This is a genomic window from Acetatifactor aquisgranensis (assembly GCF_943193215.1).
In the GTDB taxonomy this organism is placed as follows: Bacteria; Bacillota; Clostridia; order Lachnospirales; family Lachnospiraceae; genus Acetatifactor; species Acetatifactor aquisgranensis.
In genome coordinates, this window is sequence record NZ_CALPDH010000026.1 from 45,881 (window position 1) to 62,412 (window position 16,532).

At 56.4% G+C, this 16,532-nt stretch carries 12 protein-coding genes; 8 read left to right on the forward strand and 4 right to left on the reverse strand.

Going from position 1 to position 16,532, the window contains the following annotated elements:
- Positions 1-15: 15 nt before the first annotated feature.
- On the forward strand, positions 16-327 hold the full coding sequence (gene rhaM / locus NFS35_RS20340; RefSeq protein WP_251208910.1) for an L-rhamnose mutarotase: 312 nt from the start codon (positions 16-18) through the stop codon (positions 325-327).
- Positions 328-432: 105 nt separating this feature from the next.
- On the opposite strand, the gene NFS35_RS20345 is transcribed toward rhaM, so the two are convergent.
- Together NFS35_RS20345 and NFS35_RS20350 are read right to left on the reverse strand one after the other, a co-directional pair.
- Positions 433-633 (reverse strand): PTS ascorbate transporter subunit IIC, encoded by a 201-nt coding sequence (locus NFS35_RS20345; RefSeq protein ID WP_251208911.1) that lies wholly within the window; start codon positions 631-633, stop codon positions 433-435.
- A gap of 1 nt (position 634) precedes the next feature.
- Positions 635-1,669 (reverse strand): SPFH domain-containing protein, encoded by a 1,035-nt coding sequence (locus NFS35_RS20350; protein ID WP_251208912.1) that lies wholly within the window; start codon positions 1,667-1,669, stop codon positions 635-637.
- 344 nt (positions 1,670-2,013) lie between these two features.
- Between NFS35_RS20350 and NFS35_RS20355 the strand changes: the two genes are divergently transcribed.
- Positions 2,014-4,818, forward strand: a complete 2,805-nt coding sequence (locus NFS35_RS20355; RefSeq protein WP_251208913.1) for a glycoside hydrolase family 2 TIM barrel-domain containing protein — start codon at positions 2,014-2,016, stop codon at positions 4,816-4,818.
- Positions 4,819-4,872: 54 nt separating this feature from the next.
- Positions 4,873-5,406, forward strand: coding sequence for a Uma2 family endonuclease (locus NFS35_RS20360; RefSeq protein WP_251208914.1), 534 nt, complete (start codon positions 4,873-4,875; stop codon positions 5,404-5,406).
- Between the two features lie 170 nt (positions 5,407-5,576).
- Here NFS35_RS20360 and NFS35_RS20365 read toward each other — a convergent pair whose 3' ends face one another.
- Positions 5,577-6,578, reverse strand: coding sequence for a 2-hydroxyacid dehydrogenase (locus NFS35_RS20365; RefSeq protein ID WP_251208915.1), 1,002 nt, complete (start codon positions 6,576-6,578; stop codon positions 5,577-5,579).
- A gap of 341 nt (positions 6,579-6,919) precedes the next feature.
- Between NFS35_RS20365 and NFS35_RS20370 the strand changes: the two genes are divergently transcribed.
- Positions 6,920-8,203, forward strand: a complete 1,284-nt coding sequence (locus NFS35_RS20370) for a glycoside hydrolase family 125 protein (RefSeq protein ID WP_251208916.1) — start codon at positions 6,920-6,922, stop codon at positions 8,201-8,203.
- Between the two features lie 86 nt (positions 8,204-8,289).
- Here the strand turns inward: NFS35_RS20370 and NFS35_RS20375 are convergent, their stop codons facing one another.
- Positions 8,290-8,856 (reverse strand): TetR/AcrR family transcriptional regulator, encoded by a 567-nt coding sequence (locus NFS35_RS20375; RefSeq protein ID WP_251208917.1) that lies wholly within the window; start codon positions 8,854-8,856, stop codon positions 8,290-8,292.
- 276 nt (positions 8,857-9,132) lie between these two features.
- Here NFS35_RS20375 and NFS35_RS20380 point away from each other — a divergent pair, with 276 nt between their 5' ends.
- The 4 genes from NFS35_RS20380 (at position 9,133) to NFS35_RS20395 (ending at position 16,525) form a co-directional block, all read left to right on the forward strand.
- Positions 9,133-11,811: an efflux RND transporter permease subunit gene (locus NFS35_RS20380; protein ID WP_251208918.1), complete on the forward strand. Its 2,679-nt coding sequence runs from the start codon at positions 9,133-9,135 to the stop codon at positions 11,809-11,811.
- Positions 11,798-15,241: a GLUG motif-containing protein gene (locus NFS35_RS20385; protein WP_251208919.1), complete on the forward strand. Its 3,444-nt coding sequence runs from the start codon at positions 11,798-11,800 to the stop codon at positions 15,239-15,241. Before NFS35_RS20380 ends, NFS35_RS20385 begins: the two co-directional genes overlap by 14 nt.
- Positions 15,242-15,310: 69 nt before the next feature.
- Positions 15,311-15,877 carry a chromate transporter gene (locus NFS35_RS20390; RefSeq protein ID WP_251208920.1) on the forward strand — a complete coding sequence of 189 codons (567 nt, stop codon included), beginning with the start codon at positions 15,311-15,313 and terminating at the stop codon, positions 15,875-15,877.
- A gap of 87 nt (positions 15,878-15,964) precedes the next feature.
- Positions 15,965-16,525: a chromate transporter gene (locus NFS35_RS20395; protein WP_251208921.1), complete on the forward strand. Its 561-nt coding sequence runs from the start codon at positions 15,965-15,967 to the stop codon at positions 16,523-16,525.
- Positions 16,526-16,532: the final 7 nt, after the last annotated feature.

Sequence of the window (16,532 nt, forward strand, 5' to 3'; positions counted from 1 at the left end):
AGGAGGCGCAAACCAATGATCAAAGGATTCAAAATGAAGCTGTACCCCGGCCAGGAGGCGGAGTACGAGAAGCGGCACAATGAGCTCTGGCCCGAGATGCAGGACATGATTCACGAGCACGGCGGAAAGAACTACACTATCTTCCTGGACAGGGAGACTTTGACCCTCTTCGGCTGCATAGAGATCGAGGACGAGGCGCTTTGGGCCAAAGGGGCGGACACTGCCATCAACCGGAAATGGTGGGACTTCATGGCGGACATTATGGAGACCAACCCGGACAACAGCCCGGTGAGCGTGGATCTGCAGAATGTGTTCCATCTGGATTGAGTCCATACAGTTCCCGGGACATATTTTCGCTCCTTTTTTGGTACAGCCCTGCAGGAAACCGGTATGGTAAAGGCCGGTTCCCCCAGGGCTGTGTCTGTTTTCGGACTATGAGATATCCAGTTCCGGCGGCACGTCCAGTTCCTCAGGGGCGTATTTCCCGTTCTTCTTCCGCTGGCGGACGCATTCTGTCAGCAGGTACTCTATCTGGCCGTTGACCGAGCGGAAGTCGTCTTCCGCCCAGGCGGCGATGGCGTCGTAGAGCTTGGGGGACAGCCGCAGGGGCACCTGTTTCTTGGCGTCGGCCATATCAGTACAGGCTCCCTGAGTTCACGACGGGCTGCGCGTCACGGTTCCCGCACAGTACCACCAGAAGATTGGAGACCATCGCCGCCTTGCGCTCCTCGTCCAGCTGTACCACATCGTTCTGATTCAGACGGTCCAATGCCATCTCCACCATTCCTACCGCGCCGTCCACGATCATCTTGCGGGCGTCTATGATGGCGGAGGCCTGCTGGCGCTGCAGCATCACTGCCGCGATTTCCGGGGCATAGGCCAGATAGGTGATTCTCGCCTCAACGATTTCGATGCCGGCCTCTTTCACCCGGGTCTGGATTTCATCCCGTATTCTGGCGGCTACCACATCGCTGGAGCCCCGCAGGCTTCCCTCGTCCGCGATGCCGTCACCGGTGGTGTCCACATTGGGGGCCACGTCGTAAGGGTAGAGGCGGACTACCTGGCGCAGGGCGCTGTCGCACTGGAGGGAGAGGAATTCCTTGTAGTTGTCCACATTGAACACGGCCTTGGCGGTGTCCACAATCCGCCAGGTCACGGCGATGCCGATTTCCACGGGATTGCCCAGGCAGTCGTTGATCTTCTGGCGGCTGTTGTTCAGGGTCATGATTTTCAGGGACAGCTTCTTGCTGCCATAGTCGCCGGACACGTTCACGCTCTGGGCATTGCTCGCAAGGGTCAGCAGGCCGCTGCCGGGCTCCGACACATCTCCGCTCTGGCTCAGTTTCGTCCTGGACGCGGGATTTACGCCTACGCAGAAAGGGTTCACGTAATAAAAGCCATGCTCTTTCAGAGTGCCGATATACTGGCCGAACAGAGTCAGCACCAGGGCTTCCTGGGGCTTGAGCACCTTAAGCCCCAGCAGGAAAATCCATCCAAGGCTGAGGACTGCGATACCGATGACCATTCCCGTCACGTTCAGGGGCGTTGCGGCCTGATCCAGGCTGATGCCGCATAAAACCACAGCGGCAATCCCAAGGATATAGGCCAGAAATATGGCCAGCAGCACGGCCATGCCATTTTTCTTCCCATGCAGAATCTTTTCATTCATAGTAAATTCCTCGCTTTCTTCACTTCTGTCGGTTGATGTTTAAAATTGATATTAAAATGATATCATATTGATTCTGACATTGCAAGAGTTTTTTTGAAAATAAAGCTTGTGTATCCGGAATGATTTTTTGTGGAATAGCCTATTGACATTTTCGATAATATTGGTGAGAATAACTAAAGAAGATGCTCAAAGGATTCCGTGCCGGATAAGCGCGGCAGCTGTAATCCGGCCGCTGCATGGGCATTGCGATAGCGACTCAATAGACAAACTTCAAAGAAAGGAGCCAGAGCAGCCCGGACCGCTCCGCGGGTCTGACGGCTGGCAATGGCAAAAGGTCGGCTGATATGAGAAAGTATGAAGATCTGAAACGGATTCATGAAAACGTTATGCCTCCGCGGGCGCATTATATCCCCTATGATACGCTGGAGAAAGCGCTGCGGGGAGAGAGGGAGGATTCCGCGTACTACAGGCTCCTGAACGGGGAGTGGGATTTCCGGTATTTTGCCAGGGATCTTGATTGCCCGGCGGAGATCACGGACTGGGAGAAAGTGCAGGTGCCCTCCTGCTGGCAGACCACAGGATATGAAAGGCCTTATTACACAAATGTGAATTATCCCTACCCGGTGGATCCGCCCTATGTGCCGGACGACAATCCCCTGGGGGTATACAGAAAGCGGATTGCCGTGACGGACGGCGAGGCCGGGCGGGAGAACTATCTTGTCTTTGAGGGCGTCGCTCCCTGCCTGGAGCTTTTCGTGAACGGCGCCTATGTGGGATATTCCACGGTCTCCCATTCCACGTCGGAGTTCAGGGTGGACTTGAAAGCCGGTGAGAATGAGATTCTGGTAAAGGTCTATAAATGGTGCGTGTCAAGTTACCTGGAGGATCAGGACTTTTTCAGGAACAATGGCATCTTCCGGGACGTGTATCTCCTGAGCAGACCCAAGGGGCATGTGTTCGATTTGAATATCGGATTTGACGCGAAAGGGGTGTATTATGACGGGACTTATCAGGTGTTCGATGCTCAGGGGAAGGAGACTGACCTGAAGAACCCTGTGCTGTGGAACGCGGAGCAGCCCTACCTGTACACGGTGGTGGTGGAGCAGGCAGGGGAATTCATTCCCGTCAGGGTAGGCCTGCGGGACCAGAGCGTCAGTGAAAAGGGAGAGCTGCTGATCAACGGGGTCAGCGTGAAGCTGAAAGGCGTCAACCATCATGACACCCATGAGCGCAACGGCTATGTGCTGACTTTGGAGGAGATGCGCAAAGAGCTTCTGGTGATGAAAGAGCTGAACATCAATGCCATCCGCACCTCCCATTATCCCCCTCAGCCCGCATTCATCGCCCTGTGCGACGAGCTGGGCTTCTATGTGGTGGACGAGGCGGATATCGAGACCCATGGATTCGGGAACAGGACACCGGAGTGGGGCTACGACGCGGATACCATCTGGCCCACGCGGAACGCAGAGTGGGAGGAGGCCTTTGTGGACAGGGCGGCGCGGCTTTACGAGCGGGACAAGAACAATACCTGCGTGGTCATGTTCAGCCTGGGAAATGAGAGCAACTGCGGCGACAATTTCGCGGCCATGAGCCGGTACATCAAGGACAGGGAAGGACAGAGAGAGGGCATGGGCCGTCTGGTGCACTATGAGAATGCCTATTGCAACCGTGCCGGCGAGAAAGACCCGGATTTCGTGGATGTGGTCAGCAGGATGTACTGGACGCCTGACAAGATGGCGCAGTACCATGCCCAGACCGGCGATAAGAGGCCCATGTTCCTGTGCGAGTACAGCCATGCCATGGGCAACGGCCCCGGAGACCTGGCGGACTACTGGGAGGTCATGGAGCGGAATTCTTATATGATCGGCGGATGCATCTGGGAGTGGGCGGACCATGTGGCCCCGGACGAGAACGGGAATCTGGGCTACGGAGGAGATTTCGGGGAGGAGACCCACGACGGCAACTTCTGCTGTGACGGTCTGGTGTTCAGCGACAGGAGCCTTAAGGCGGGTTCCCTGGAGGCCAAAGCGGTCTACCAGCCCATGGCGGCTTTCTGGGAAGAGGGTCTGCTGACTGTGGAGAATAAAAATGATTTCAGGAACCTGGACGAGTACGATTTCTTCTGGGAAGTGACCGCAGACGGAGAGGTGAGCGCAAGCGGAAGCCTGAACCTGGAAGCTCCGGGACATGGAAAAGTGACTGTGCCGCTGGCCCTTGCGGTTCCTGAGAGCAGCTACGGCAGCTATCTGCGGATTTCCATGCGGGAAAAAGACGGCAGGGAAGCGGCTTTTTCACAGATTGAACTGTCCGGGGCAAAAGCGCCGGAGGCGGGACGGGGCAGCGCGAAGATCACGGAGCAGGGGGAATATGCCCTGATTGAGGGGAAAGATTTCACCTACCGTTTCAACCTCCACTATGGGCAGCTGGAGACTATGAACGATTACCTGAAGAGTCCTGTGCGCCTGACCGTATGGAAAGCGCCCACGGACAATGAGAGAAATGTGAAAAATCAGTGGTACGACGAGAATTATAATAAGGTGCACACGAAAGTGTACGAATATAAAATAGAGGGGAACAAGATTACCCTGAAAGCCTCCCTGGCGCCTGTGTCCAGAAGCCCGTTCTTCCGCTATGAAGCCTCCTATACGTTCTTTGAGGACGGCCGCGTGGATGTGGAGATTGACGGAAACTTCGACCAGAAGAGGACTTTCCTGCCCAGGCTTGGATTCGAGTTCAGGACGGCGCAGAAAGACTTCACCTATTTTGGCCATGGCCCCTGTGAGGCCTATGCGGACATGCGCCATGGCTCCTGGATGGGGATGTTCGAAAGCAGCGCCGAAAAGGAGTATGTGCCTTATAAGAAGCCTCAGGAGCACGGCAGCCATTATAATACGAAGTATCTGCGCCTGGGAGCGTACTCTTTCGTGTCCGGGCAGGGATTTAGCGCCAATGTTTCGGAGTATGCCACAGAGGAACTGGCCTCCAAAGCCCATGACTATGAGCTGGTAAAGGACGAGTTCACGAATGTGCGGATCGACTATAAGGTCAGCGGAATCGGATCGGCCAGCTGCGGGCCGCAGCTGATGGACAGATACAGAATGAATGACGGAAAGGTTCATTTTGCTTTTTCCATCGTGGCGGAGAAGTAAGGGCTGTGCCGAGGCGGATGGACAGATGGTAAAAAGGAGAGAGGAGGAATCGGGATGGAAGCGTTAAGGAAAGAAGAAATTTATACGACAGAAGACATCTACGCTTTGCCGGATGGGGAGCGGGCTGAGCTGATTGACGGGCGGATTTATTATATGGCTCCTCCGGGCCGGACGCATCAGAGGCTGGTGCATTTTTTGGATCGGACGATAGGAAACTATATTCAGGGAAAGCAAGGAGGCTGCGAGGTCTATCCAGCGCCCTTTGCGGTATTCCTGAATGACGACGACATCAACTATGTAGAGCCGGACATCTCGGTCATATGCGATACCTCCAGGCTGGACGAAAAAGGCTGCCACGGGGCGCCGGACTGGGTCATAGAGATCGTGTCGCCGGGCAGCAGGTCCATGGACTATTTCACCAAGCTGTTCAAGTACCGGACGGCAGGCATCCGGGAATACTGGGTGGTGGATCCGCACAGGAAGACGGTGACGGTATACCAGTTCGAGCAGGACCGGATGACGGAGTACGCCTTTGGGGAAAGCGTCCCGGCGGGGATTTATGAGGGATTTTCTATTACGGTTTCATAATCGGATGCTCCCATGCTCTGGAAAGGTGGCATTTTGCGGGCTGTGAAGCAGCTTTCGGGGCTGCTTGCGCGGCAGCGATTATGGCAGGAAAGCGCGCCGCAAAGGCGGCGCTGTGCCCGGGCATCCGAAAGAAAGATGCCCGGCGCGCCGGGTAGGGAGGAAAGTCTTCCCTACCCGTTTTTCACATCATTAGGGCTTTCTTTCCCCGCCATATAATCCAGGGCATTCTGCAGCGTAGTCTCGGCGATGGCGCCCAGAGCCTCCCGGGTGAAGAACCCCTGGTGGGAAGTGATCATCACATTGGGGAAAGACAGCAATCTCGCCGTGGTGGAGTGCTCCAGGATCTCGTCGGAGCGGTCCTCGAAGACATTGTTGGTCTCCTCCTCGTACACATCCAGGCCCACCCCCGCGAACTTGTGCATGCGGATGCCCTCAATCAGGTCGTCGGTCTTCACCAGAGCGCCCCTTGAGGTGTTCACCAGGATGACGCCGTCTTTCATCTGCCGGATGGTGTCGATATTGATGATATGGTAGGTGGAGTCCATCAGCGGGCAGTGGAGGGAAATGACATCACTGTCGGAAAGCAGCTTTTCCAGCGGGACATACTCCACGAAATCTTTCAGGGATTCGTTCTGATAGACATCATAGGCGATGACTTTCATGCCGAAGCCCCGGCAGATGCGGCACATGGCGGCGCCGATTTTCCCGGTGCCGATGATGCCGGCGGTCTTCTCATAGAAATTGAAGCCCATGAGGCCGCTTAAGCTGAAATCATTCTCCCGCACCTTGTTGTAGGCCTTGTAGAGACGGCGGTTGCTGGCCAGCGCCAGCGCCATGGCGTGCTCTGCCACGGCCTCCGGGGAGTAGCCGGGGACGCGCATGATGCGGATGCCGTATTTTGCGGCAGTGTCCAGGTCGATATTGTTGAACCCGGCGCAGCGCATCAGGAGCAGGGAGATTCCCTTTTCGTGGAGGATATCCAGGGTCTGGGTGCCGATGTCAGAGCTGACAAAGGCGCAGACGGCGTCGAAGCCCTCCGCCAGGGCGGCTGTGCGGGGATCCAGGTCGGATTTCGTGTACTCGATGGTGATGTCGGTGAAGCCTTTGGCTTTCAGGGTGTCCTCAAAGGATTCTTTGTCATAGCTTTTGGTGTCGTAGAACAGGATTTTCATTTTGATTTCCTCTCTTTCCGGATATTTCAGCATCTTCTGTCAACATTATACCATGATATGAAGATTATACCACAATTCCTTGCGTCCTGGCGCATATGAAATCAGAAGCTGCCAATATTTTTTCCCGGAGGGACCGTTTTTATGACAGAGGACGGATATGACTGCCGGGGATTTTGGCTTCGTCCGCCAGGCAGATTTCATCCGGTTCCCCAATCCGGCATGTTGACAGATAATTTTCGGCCCGGTATAATGGGGAAAGACAGCGCTGCCGGACAATCCGGACAGGTTTCCCGGGAAAGAATTCGCCTGTGCAGACAGGCAGCGGATGAAAGGAGAAAGAGATGAACGTACCGAAAGTATTGAAAGAAAGGGCTGCGAAGTTGGAGGCGTACTATCAGAGCCACTACGAGGCCCTGGCGCCGCTGGCCGCCCGGTGCTTCCTGAACACCATGGAGACCACAGTGAAAGAGCTGGCGGACGGCACCCATTTCGTCATAACGGGGGACATCCCGGCCATGTGGCTTAGGGATTCCGCGGCTCAGGTCAGGCCCTATGTGAAGTACGCCAAAGACGACGCCGACCTGCAGAAGATTCTGGAGAGCATCATCGTCAAGCAGGCGCAGCTTGTCTGCGTGGATCCTTACGCCAACGCGTTCAACGAGAGCGCCAACGGCGCGGGGGCGGGATATGAGGACGAGACCCGGCAAAATGACCATGTATGGGAGCGCAAATACGAGGTGGATTCCCTGTGCGCGCCGCTCTATCTGGGATACTGCTACTGGAAAGAGACAGGAATCGACAAGATATTTACGGCAGAATATCACGAGATGATTCGGAAAATCGTCCATGTCTTCACCACGGAGCAGGACCACAGGAATTCTCCTTATACGTTCCGGCGCTACCATTGCGTGAAGACGGACACATTGCCCTGCAAGGGAAAGGGCCGTCCTGTGAACGTTACCGGCATGACCTGGTCGGGCTTCCGCCCCTCCGATGACAGCTGTTGCTTTGGCTACCTGGTTCCCTCGAACATGATGGCGGTGAAAGCCCTGGGCTATGCGGAAGAGATCTGCAGAGATTGCCTTGGGGATGAGGCGCTGGCCGGGCAGTGCAGGGAGCTTGCGGAGGAGATTCGGGACGGCATCGAGACCTACGCGGTGGTGGAGCATCCCGGGTACGGCAGGATATACGCCTATGAGACGGACGGCTACGGCAACCATATCCTCATGGACGATGCCAATTCCCCCAGCCTGCTGGCCATGCCCTATCTGGGATATTGCGATAAAGAAGATGCGCTATACCGGAATACCAGAAAGTTCCTCCTGTCCGCGGACAATCCCTACTATTATGAGGGAAAACTGGCGAAAGGAATGGGAAGCCCCCACACTCCCGCTGGCTATGTGTGGCATATCGGCATCGTCATGCAGGCCCTGACTTCCGACAGCAGAGAGGAGATATTGGAGTGTCTGGACATGCTGGCGAAGACCCATGCGGGAACCAACTACATGCACGAGTCTTTCAACCCCTCCGCGCCGGAGGAGTTCACCAGGTCCTGGTTCGCCTGGGCCAACACCCTGTTCGCGGAGCTGCTGGACAGGCTGATGGCAGAGGGCTTTTTTGAGTAAGGATGCCGGTTGTCCGGATATCCGGAAGAAGCCTGCCGGAGGGCGGAGCGGCGGTTTTTCCCGGGGAGGCGATTGCCTTGGGTCTGTCAGTAGGGCCCGAACCCGCTCTCCAGGATGCCGCCGCAGATGTCCGCCATTGTCTTTGGGTCAGGCGGCTCCGGCTGGGTCAGCCAGGATTCGATGACCCCGATGCAGCCGGAGACCGCGAAGGATTCCATGTAACGGCTGTCCGGCCCGGCCCGCCTGGCCTCCAGGATGCTGTTCAGGCGTCCCTTCACCAGGTCTTTCAGGCGGTTCACGAAAGCCAGATCCCCATGGGGGCCCATCATGGCCCGCGCCACCACCCTGTGCCGTTCCAGGAACGAGAAGACCTCGAACAGGGTGGTGCGCGGGGAATGGACAGCCCCGTCGGGGGTCAGGGTCCTGTCGATGATTTCGTAGAATTCCACGAACAGCTCATCCTCTGTCTGTGCCAGCATGTCATAGACATCGCCGTAATGCAGATAGAAAGTCCCCCTGTTGATGTCCGCTAAATCGGACAGCTCCTTCACGGAGATGTCCTTAATATCCTTTGTCTCCATCAATTCCATCAGTCCCTGGAGCAGCAGGGCCTTTGTCCTCCGGACCCTGCGGTCTGTTTTTTTGTCTGCCATATGGTTCCTCTGCCTTTCCTGACGCCCCGGATTTTCTGCGGGTGTCTTTTTGTGTCCATTTCTAAACATTTTATAAATAAACGGCACATGAAGCGCGAAATGTCTAAAAACGCACATTATGAAAAAAACTGTTTATTGCCATCTGCCATATTTTCATTATAATTACTTTTGAAAGAAAAATCAACTGTTGTTCAGTAAAAGACAAAAATATGGTTTATGGACAGAAGTCGTCCATATGCACGGATGCCTGACAGCAGGGAAAGTGTGGGGGCTTTTATGGAAAAAGAGAAAAAAGACGATTCCTTTATGATGAAGCTGGCCACTTTGATCGTGGATAAGCGGAAAGGATTCTATCTGGTTTTTATTCTGCTGATTGTGTACAGCGTCCTCTCCATGAATAAGGTGAAAGTCAATAATGACCTTACCTCCTATCTGCCGGACAGCACGGAGACGCGCCAGGGACTGGATCTGATGGGGGAGCAGTTCATCACTTACGGCACCGCCCGCATCATGGTGTGCAATATCACCTTTGAGGAGGCGGAGCGGCTGGCGGAGGACATCCGGGAGATGGACGGGGTCAGCATGCTGGATTTCGAGGACAGCGAGGCGTATTACCACGACATGGATGCGCTGTTCAAAGTCACCTTTGACGGGGAGGCGGGGGATCAGGCCGCGCAGGAGTATCTGAATGGCGTCCTGGAGGCTCTGGACGGGTATGATGTCTATTACTCCTCCGATATCGGACAGGAAGAGCGGGACGCGGCAGATTTGAATCATGACATGGTTGTCATTTTGCTGCTGGCGGGCGTGGTCATCGTGGCGGTGCTTCTGTTCACCTCCACCACCTACGCGGAGATTCCCGTATTCCTGATGACTTTCATTGTGGCGGCGATCCTGAACAAGGGCACCAACTACTGGTTCGGCACCATCAGCTTCGTCACGGACTCCATCGCGGTGGTGCTGCAGCTGGCGCTGGCAGTGGACTATGCCATCATCCTCTGCCACCGTTTCATGGAGGAGCACGAGGACAAGGATGCCAGGGAGGCTGTGATCGTGGCCCTGAGCAAGGCCATCCCGGAGATTTCCTCCAGCTCCCTGACCACTGTGTCCGGCATGGTGGCCATGATGTTCATGCAGTTTCGGATTGGCTACGATATGGGCATCGTGCTGGCAAAGGCCATCCTGCTGAGCCTGTTTTCCGTGTTCTTCCTGATGCCGGGATTGCTCCTGACCTTTGCGGGTGCCATTGACCGCTCCCACCACAAGAGCTTCGTGCCGAAGATTACGGCGGTGGGACAATTCTGCGTACATACCAGATTCATCGTGCCTCCCCTGCTGGTGGCGGCGGTGATTACCGGGGCCATCCTTTCCGGCAGGGCCCAATATGTGTACGATGTCAACACCCTGAAGTCCAAGACCATGAGTGAAAATAAATTTTCGGTGGAAATGGTGAACCAGAATTTCGGAACCGTGAATCAGCTGGCGGTCATCGTGCCTGATGGGGATTACGAGAAAGAGGGGCAGGTGCTGCGGGAGCTGGAGTGCCTGCCGGAGGTGAATTCCTGCATGGGCCTGGCCAATATCGAGGCCATGGACGGCTATGTCCTGACCCGGCTGCTCTCCCCCAGGGAGTTCGCGGAGCTGATTGACATGGACATCGAGGTGGCGGATCTCCTTTATTCCGCCTACGCGGTGGATGACAGCAATTATGGGGCGCTTCTGGGAGGCTTGAACGAATACAAGGTGCCGCTGATTGATATGTTCCTGTTCATCTATGACCAGAAAGAGCGGGGGAACATTACGCTGGAGGAGGATCTGGAGGAGACCATGGCGGACGCCTACTCCCAGATCAGCATCGCCAAAGATCAGCTGCTGGGGGAGGACTGCAGCCGATTCGTCCTGGAGCTGTCCGTGCCTCTGGAGGGGGATGAGACCTACGCCGCGCTGGACAGGATACGGGGCGTGGTGGCAAAGTATTACGATTATGATGACATTTATCTGGTGGGCAATTCCACCAGCAACAGGGACTTGAGCGATTCTTTCAGCATGGACAATAATACCGTCACGATTCTGACGGCGCTGTTCGTCATGGTAATCCTGCTGTTCACTTTCCAGTCGGCGGGCCTGCCGGTGCTGCTGGTAGTGACCATCCAGGGAAGCACCTGGCTGAATTTCTCCATGCCGTACCTTACCGGGGATGTGGTATACTTCCTGGGATATCTGGTGGTATCGGCCATCCAGATGGGAGCGACAATTGACTATGCTATTGTAATCACAAGCCGCTACATGGATCTGAAGACCTATATGCCGATAAAAAAGGCCATCGTGGAGACCCTGAACCAGGCGTTCCCCACCATTGTGACCAGCGGTTCCATGCTGGTGGCGGCAGGATTCATCATCAGCAATGTGTCCACTAACGCGGTGGTGGCCGCCATCGGCCTGGCTCTGGGCAGAGGCACATTGACGTCCATCGGCCTGGTGCTGCTGGCGCTGCCCCAGACACTCCTGATTGGCGACATCATCATTGAAAAGACTGCGTTCACCTTAAGGCGTGAGACGGTCAAGCCGCTTCCGGCAGGGGGCAGAATCAGGATGAGCGGCCATATCAAGGGCTATGTGAACGGCGTCATAGAGGGAGAGTTCACCGGCTTGATCGACGGCGAGATGGGCGCGGTGGTCCGGGCCAGGGATACGGTGGAGCAGATGCGGCAGAATGTTCCGGTACAGGAGGCGCCGCCCAGGCTTGAAGCGGCTGATGAAGCGGAGGGCGGGGACATACGGATCGTTTCGTGCGGAAATGGGAAAGGGCAGGAGGCAGCAGATGATTCTTCCGGCATGCCGGAGGATGGAAGGGCGCATGCTTCCTGGAACAGGACAGAGAGTGACAAGGAGACAGAATCCGCGCGCGTACAGAAAGGCGAGGAAGAGGAGGCGGCGAATCATGATGAGAGATAAAGGCAGATGGATGACAGGGGTTTCTTTCGTTCTGGCCGGAATCCTGACATGGCAGTGCGCGCTGCCCGCATCGGCTGCGGAGAGCATTGCGTTTGGACAGCTGATGTCCGGGGAGAATGCCCGGGCGGAGCGGCTGCCGGAGAGCGAATATATTACGATATCGATTTCTGCTGAGGAGGATCTGGCGGCTCTGGCGCAGGACTGCCGGCTGGATGCCTGGTCCCGGGATAAATACGTCAGCCTGGAGAATGATATTATCCTGGAGGAATACAGGAACCTTTCCATTCCCAGCTTTGGCGGAATCTTTGACGGCGGCGGACATGCGATTTCCGGGCTGGAACTTGAGGAGGAGGGCTCTGCCATGGGACTGTTCCGCTATGTGCAGGATGGGGGCGTGGTGCGGAATCTGTCCCTGTCCGGGAATGCGGCTCCCGGCGGCAGCAAGAGCCAAATCGGGCTTCTGGCCGGCGTCAATTACGGCAGGATCGAGAATTGCAGCGTTTCCGGCAGCGTAACCGGCGCCGGGGATGTGGGCGGCATCGCCGGCATCAATGAGGCCACAGGGGAAATCAGGCGCTGCCAGTCTGCGGCTTTCGTCACGGGAGACCATCAGGCGGGAGGTATCTGCGGAAGCAACTACGGGACGTTGAATAATTGTCAGAATTCCGGCAGCATCAATACTCACAGCACGGAAGTGAGTTTCAGCATAGAAGATATCACCATGGATGAGATTGAGGACATCAACAGTACGGAGCATGTGGCAGTGCACACGGATACAGGGGGGATTGCCGGTTATTCGGAAGGGAAAATATATTATTGCGCCAACTCAGGGACCGTAGGCTACCAGCATGTGGGCTATAACACGGGAGGCATCGTGGGCAGGCTGCACCAGGGCTATGTGCAGAATTGTACCAATACGGGGCACATCCTCGGCAGAAAGGATGTGGGCGGCATCGCCGGGCAGCTGGAGCCTTTTCTGGAGATTCAGTATCTTAACGACAAGCTGGGAGAGCTGGACCGGGAGATAGGAATCTTTTTCAACCTGCTGGAGGCGACCCATGAGGAAATCAGCGGCTATGGCGGCGAGGCGGCCGATTTGTCCGGAAGCATCAGCGAGCATCTGACCAATGCCTCCGCGGCCGGGGGGAACCTGACCGGGGCGGCCAGTGAGCTGTGGTATATCTATAATCAGGAGCTGACCGGAATCAATGATGATTTGAACCGGCTGAATGGGGAATGGAAGAACCAGGCGGAGACTGACAGGGAACCGCAGGAACCAGGAGAGTCTCAGCTCAATCCCACCAGCGAGGAGCACATCGCTGGGGGAGAGGAGCCTGCAGAAAGCAGCGCGGCCGGGCAGACGGAAGCTGATGGGGGCGCTGAGCGTGCCGCGGAAATGCCTGGCGGACAGCAGCCGGGAGAGACAGGGGCAGGCCCGGACGCTGCAGGAGAGGATTCGGGAGAAAGCCAGACAGGCCCGGATGCCGCAGGAGGGGATTCGGGAGAAAGCCAGGCAGGCCCGGATGCCGCAGGAGGGGATTCGGGAGAAAGTCAGACAGGCCCGGATGCCGCAGGAGGGGATTCGGGAGAAAACCAGGCAGGACAGGACACGCCGGAAGAGAGTCCCGGAGAAAGAAACCCGGCAGAAGGGGGAGGAACGGAAACCGGCCCGGGAGAAGCGCCCGGAGAAGACTCCGGCAATAAGGACTTTCCCTGGGATGACACGAACCTGCCGGATTTCGATAAACTGAGCAAGGATGTGGAGAGCTATCTGGCGGCGCTGCGCAGGTTCGGCGAGGGCGTGAACGGCCATCTGGGCAATATCACCTCCGCCACCAGCGACAGAAGCGGCGGCATCAGCGGCGACCTCCAGATCCTGAACCAGGAACTGGACGCGGCGGGAAATGACCTGCGCCGGCTGGCGGAGGTGCTTCGGCAGGGCGGCGACAGTACTTCCGCGAACGTGGACGCCCTGCTGGCCCAGGCAAAGGTGCTGCGGGGCTGCATCAACGATCTGCGCGATGATCTGTTCCGCTATGAGGGAATCACGGTGGAGGACGCGTCGGATGAGACCCCGGGCGGAGATGCGGAGAACCTGGGGGCGGAGCAGCCCGGGGAGGCTTATTACGATACCTCTGCTTTCCAACAGGGAAAAATCACCCTCTGCATCAATCAGGGAACCGTGGAGGCGGACACCAATGTGGGCGGCATCACAGGGGTGATAGCCACAGAGTACGATTTTGACCCGGAGGACGACATCGCCCTCACCGGGGAGGAGAGTTTCCGCATCGAGCAGTCCGTGAAAGCGGTAGTCCGCGAGAGCCGCAATCTGGGCCGGATAACAGGCAAAAAAGATTATGTGGGAGGCGTGGTAGGAAAAGCGGATTTCGGCGCGGTGATTTCCTGTGAATCCTACGGCGCGGTGGAGAGCACGGGCGGAAGCTGTGTAGGCGGTATCGCAGGTTCTTCGGATTACTGTATCAGGAGCTGCTTTTGCATGGGCGCCTTGTCCGGAGAAGCTTATGTAGGCGGCATTGCCGGCAAAGGCTGCGATATTTTCTACAGCTGTGCCTACCCGGAAGTGGACTGTGCCGGGGAGCGGGCAGGTTCTGTGGCAGGATGGATCAAGGAAGAGGGAATACTCCGGGGGAACTATTATGTGCAGGGGAATGTGCCCGGAGTGGATTCCATCGGCTATGAGGGCGGCGCGGAGCCTCTCCCCTATGAGGAATTCTGCCGCATGGACGGCGTGCCGGAGGCATTCTCCGAATTTACCGTGAGCTTCTTTGCGGATGGAAAAGAGCTTGCCTCGTTCCAGTGCCCCTATGGCGGAGCGATTGACAGCAGCCTGATTCCGGAAGTGCCGGAGAAAAAGGGATTCTATGGCGTATGGCCGGAATTTGACTACGAGTTTGTAACAGGAAATCGAATCCTGGAGGCACAGTATGAAAAATGGATTACATCCCTGGCCAGCGAGGAAAAGGATGAAAACGGCAGGGCCGTGGTGCTGGTACAGGGCGAATTCCTGCCGGAGAGCAGGCTTGTGCTGGAGGAAACGGACGGCGGCACCAGGCTTTCCGTCCTGATGGACAAAGAAGAGACAGACAGCATATATGAATCACAGCTTCTCGTGCGGGTGCTCTGCGACAATCCGGAGCAGGCAGAATTGGAACTGGATTCCGGGGAGGGCTACAGGCCGGTATCCGGCAAGGCGGTGGGAAGCTATCTGGAATTTTCCATGGAGGGAGAGGGAACATTCCGGGTGACGGCTGCAAAGAAAGATGACGGCAAAATCCGGATTGCCGTCTGTGCGGCCGGCGGCGCGGCGCTGGCCGCCATTCTCATCCTGCTGGTGAAAAAAGGCAGCAGGCGCCGGAAGCATGCATCGGAAGGAAAAAAACAGGCAGAACGAAAATCAGAAAAAGAATAGATTCCATTTTTCGGAATTTCCTGTATAATGGAAAGGGGGTTCTATAAATAAAGCGGGAGGATTGCTTCCATGAAGAAAAAGAATATCCTGTTCCTGCTATTCCTGAACATGCTCTATATCAGCGCGTTTACCTTTGGAGGCGGCTTTGTGATAATCACCTTGATGAAAAGGAAGTTCTGCGATGGGCTCCGCTGGATAGAAGAAAAGGAAATGCTGGACATCACGGCGCTGGCCCAGTCCTCGCCGGGAGCGATTGCGGTGAACGCGGCCATTCTGGTGGGCTGGAAGATCGCGGGCGCCGCGGGGATGGCGGCGGCGGTCTTCGGCACCATCCTGCCGCCCATCGCCATCCTGTCGGCTATATCCTATATCTATGAGGCTTTCGCCTCCAATGTGTACGTGGGTTTTGTGCTGAAAGGGATGCAGGCCGGGGTGGTGGCCGTGCTGTTCGATGTGGTGTGCGGCATGGGAGCCAAAGTGGTGAAGACGAAATCCTGGCTGAACTACATCCTGATGGCGGCGGCCTTTCTGGCTACGGCAGTGTGGGGGATAAATGTGGTGTACATTATTCTGGCAGCGATAGCAGTGGGAATCCTGTCCCAGGGATATGCGAAACGGAGGATGGGAAAATCCTGAACCTTACTGGGGGGACTGTGAGGTTGCGACGGATTTCGCGTTTTGGCAGCGTACCGTCAGGACCAGGCAGGTCCGGAAAGGAGAGCCATGGGGATATACTTGGAGCTGCTGTGGAGCTTCATCCAGATAGGAATGTTCAGCATCGGCGGCGGATATGCGGCGCTGCCGCTGATACAGAGTCAGGTGGTGGAACGGCACGGATGGCTGACCGCTGGCGAATTCAATGACCTGATTACCATAGCCGAGATGACGCCGGGCCCCATGGCCGTGAATTCCGCTACCTTTGTAGGGATACGCATCGCCGGCATCCCGGGGGCGCTGGTGGCCACGTTCGGCTGTATCCTGCCCTCCCTGATACTCGTGTCGATTCTGGCAAAGCTGTATTTCAAATACCAGAACCTGAACGCCATCCAGAATATTTTAGGGCGCCTCCGTCCGGTGATTATCGCGCTGATTGCGGCAGCAGGCCTGTCCATTTTGAAGACAGTAGCGGTATCGGAGAGCAGCCTGTCCGTGAACGGCTTCAATCTGCCGGGCATCATTTTGGCCGCCGCCGCTTTCCTGGTCCTGCGCAGGACGAAGAAAAGCCCTGTCCTGATCATGGTGGCCTGCGGTGGCGTGAATCTGCTCTTAAATCTGATAATATAGGAATCGG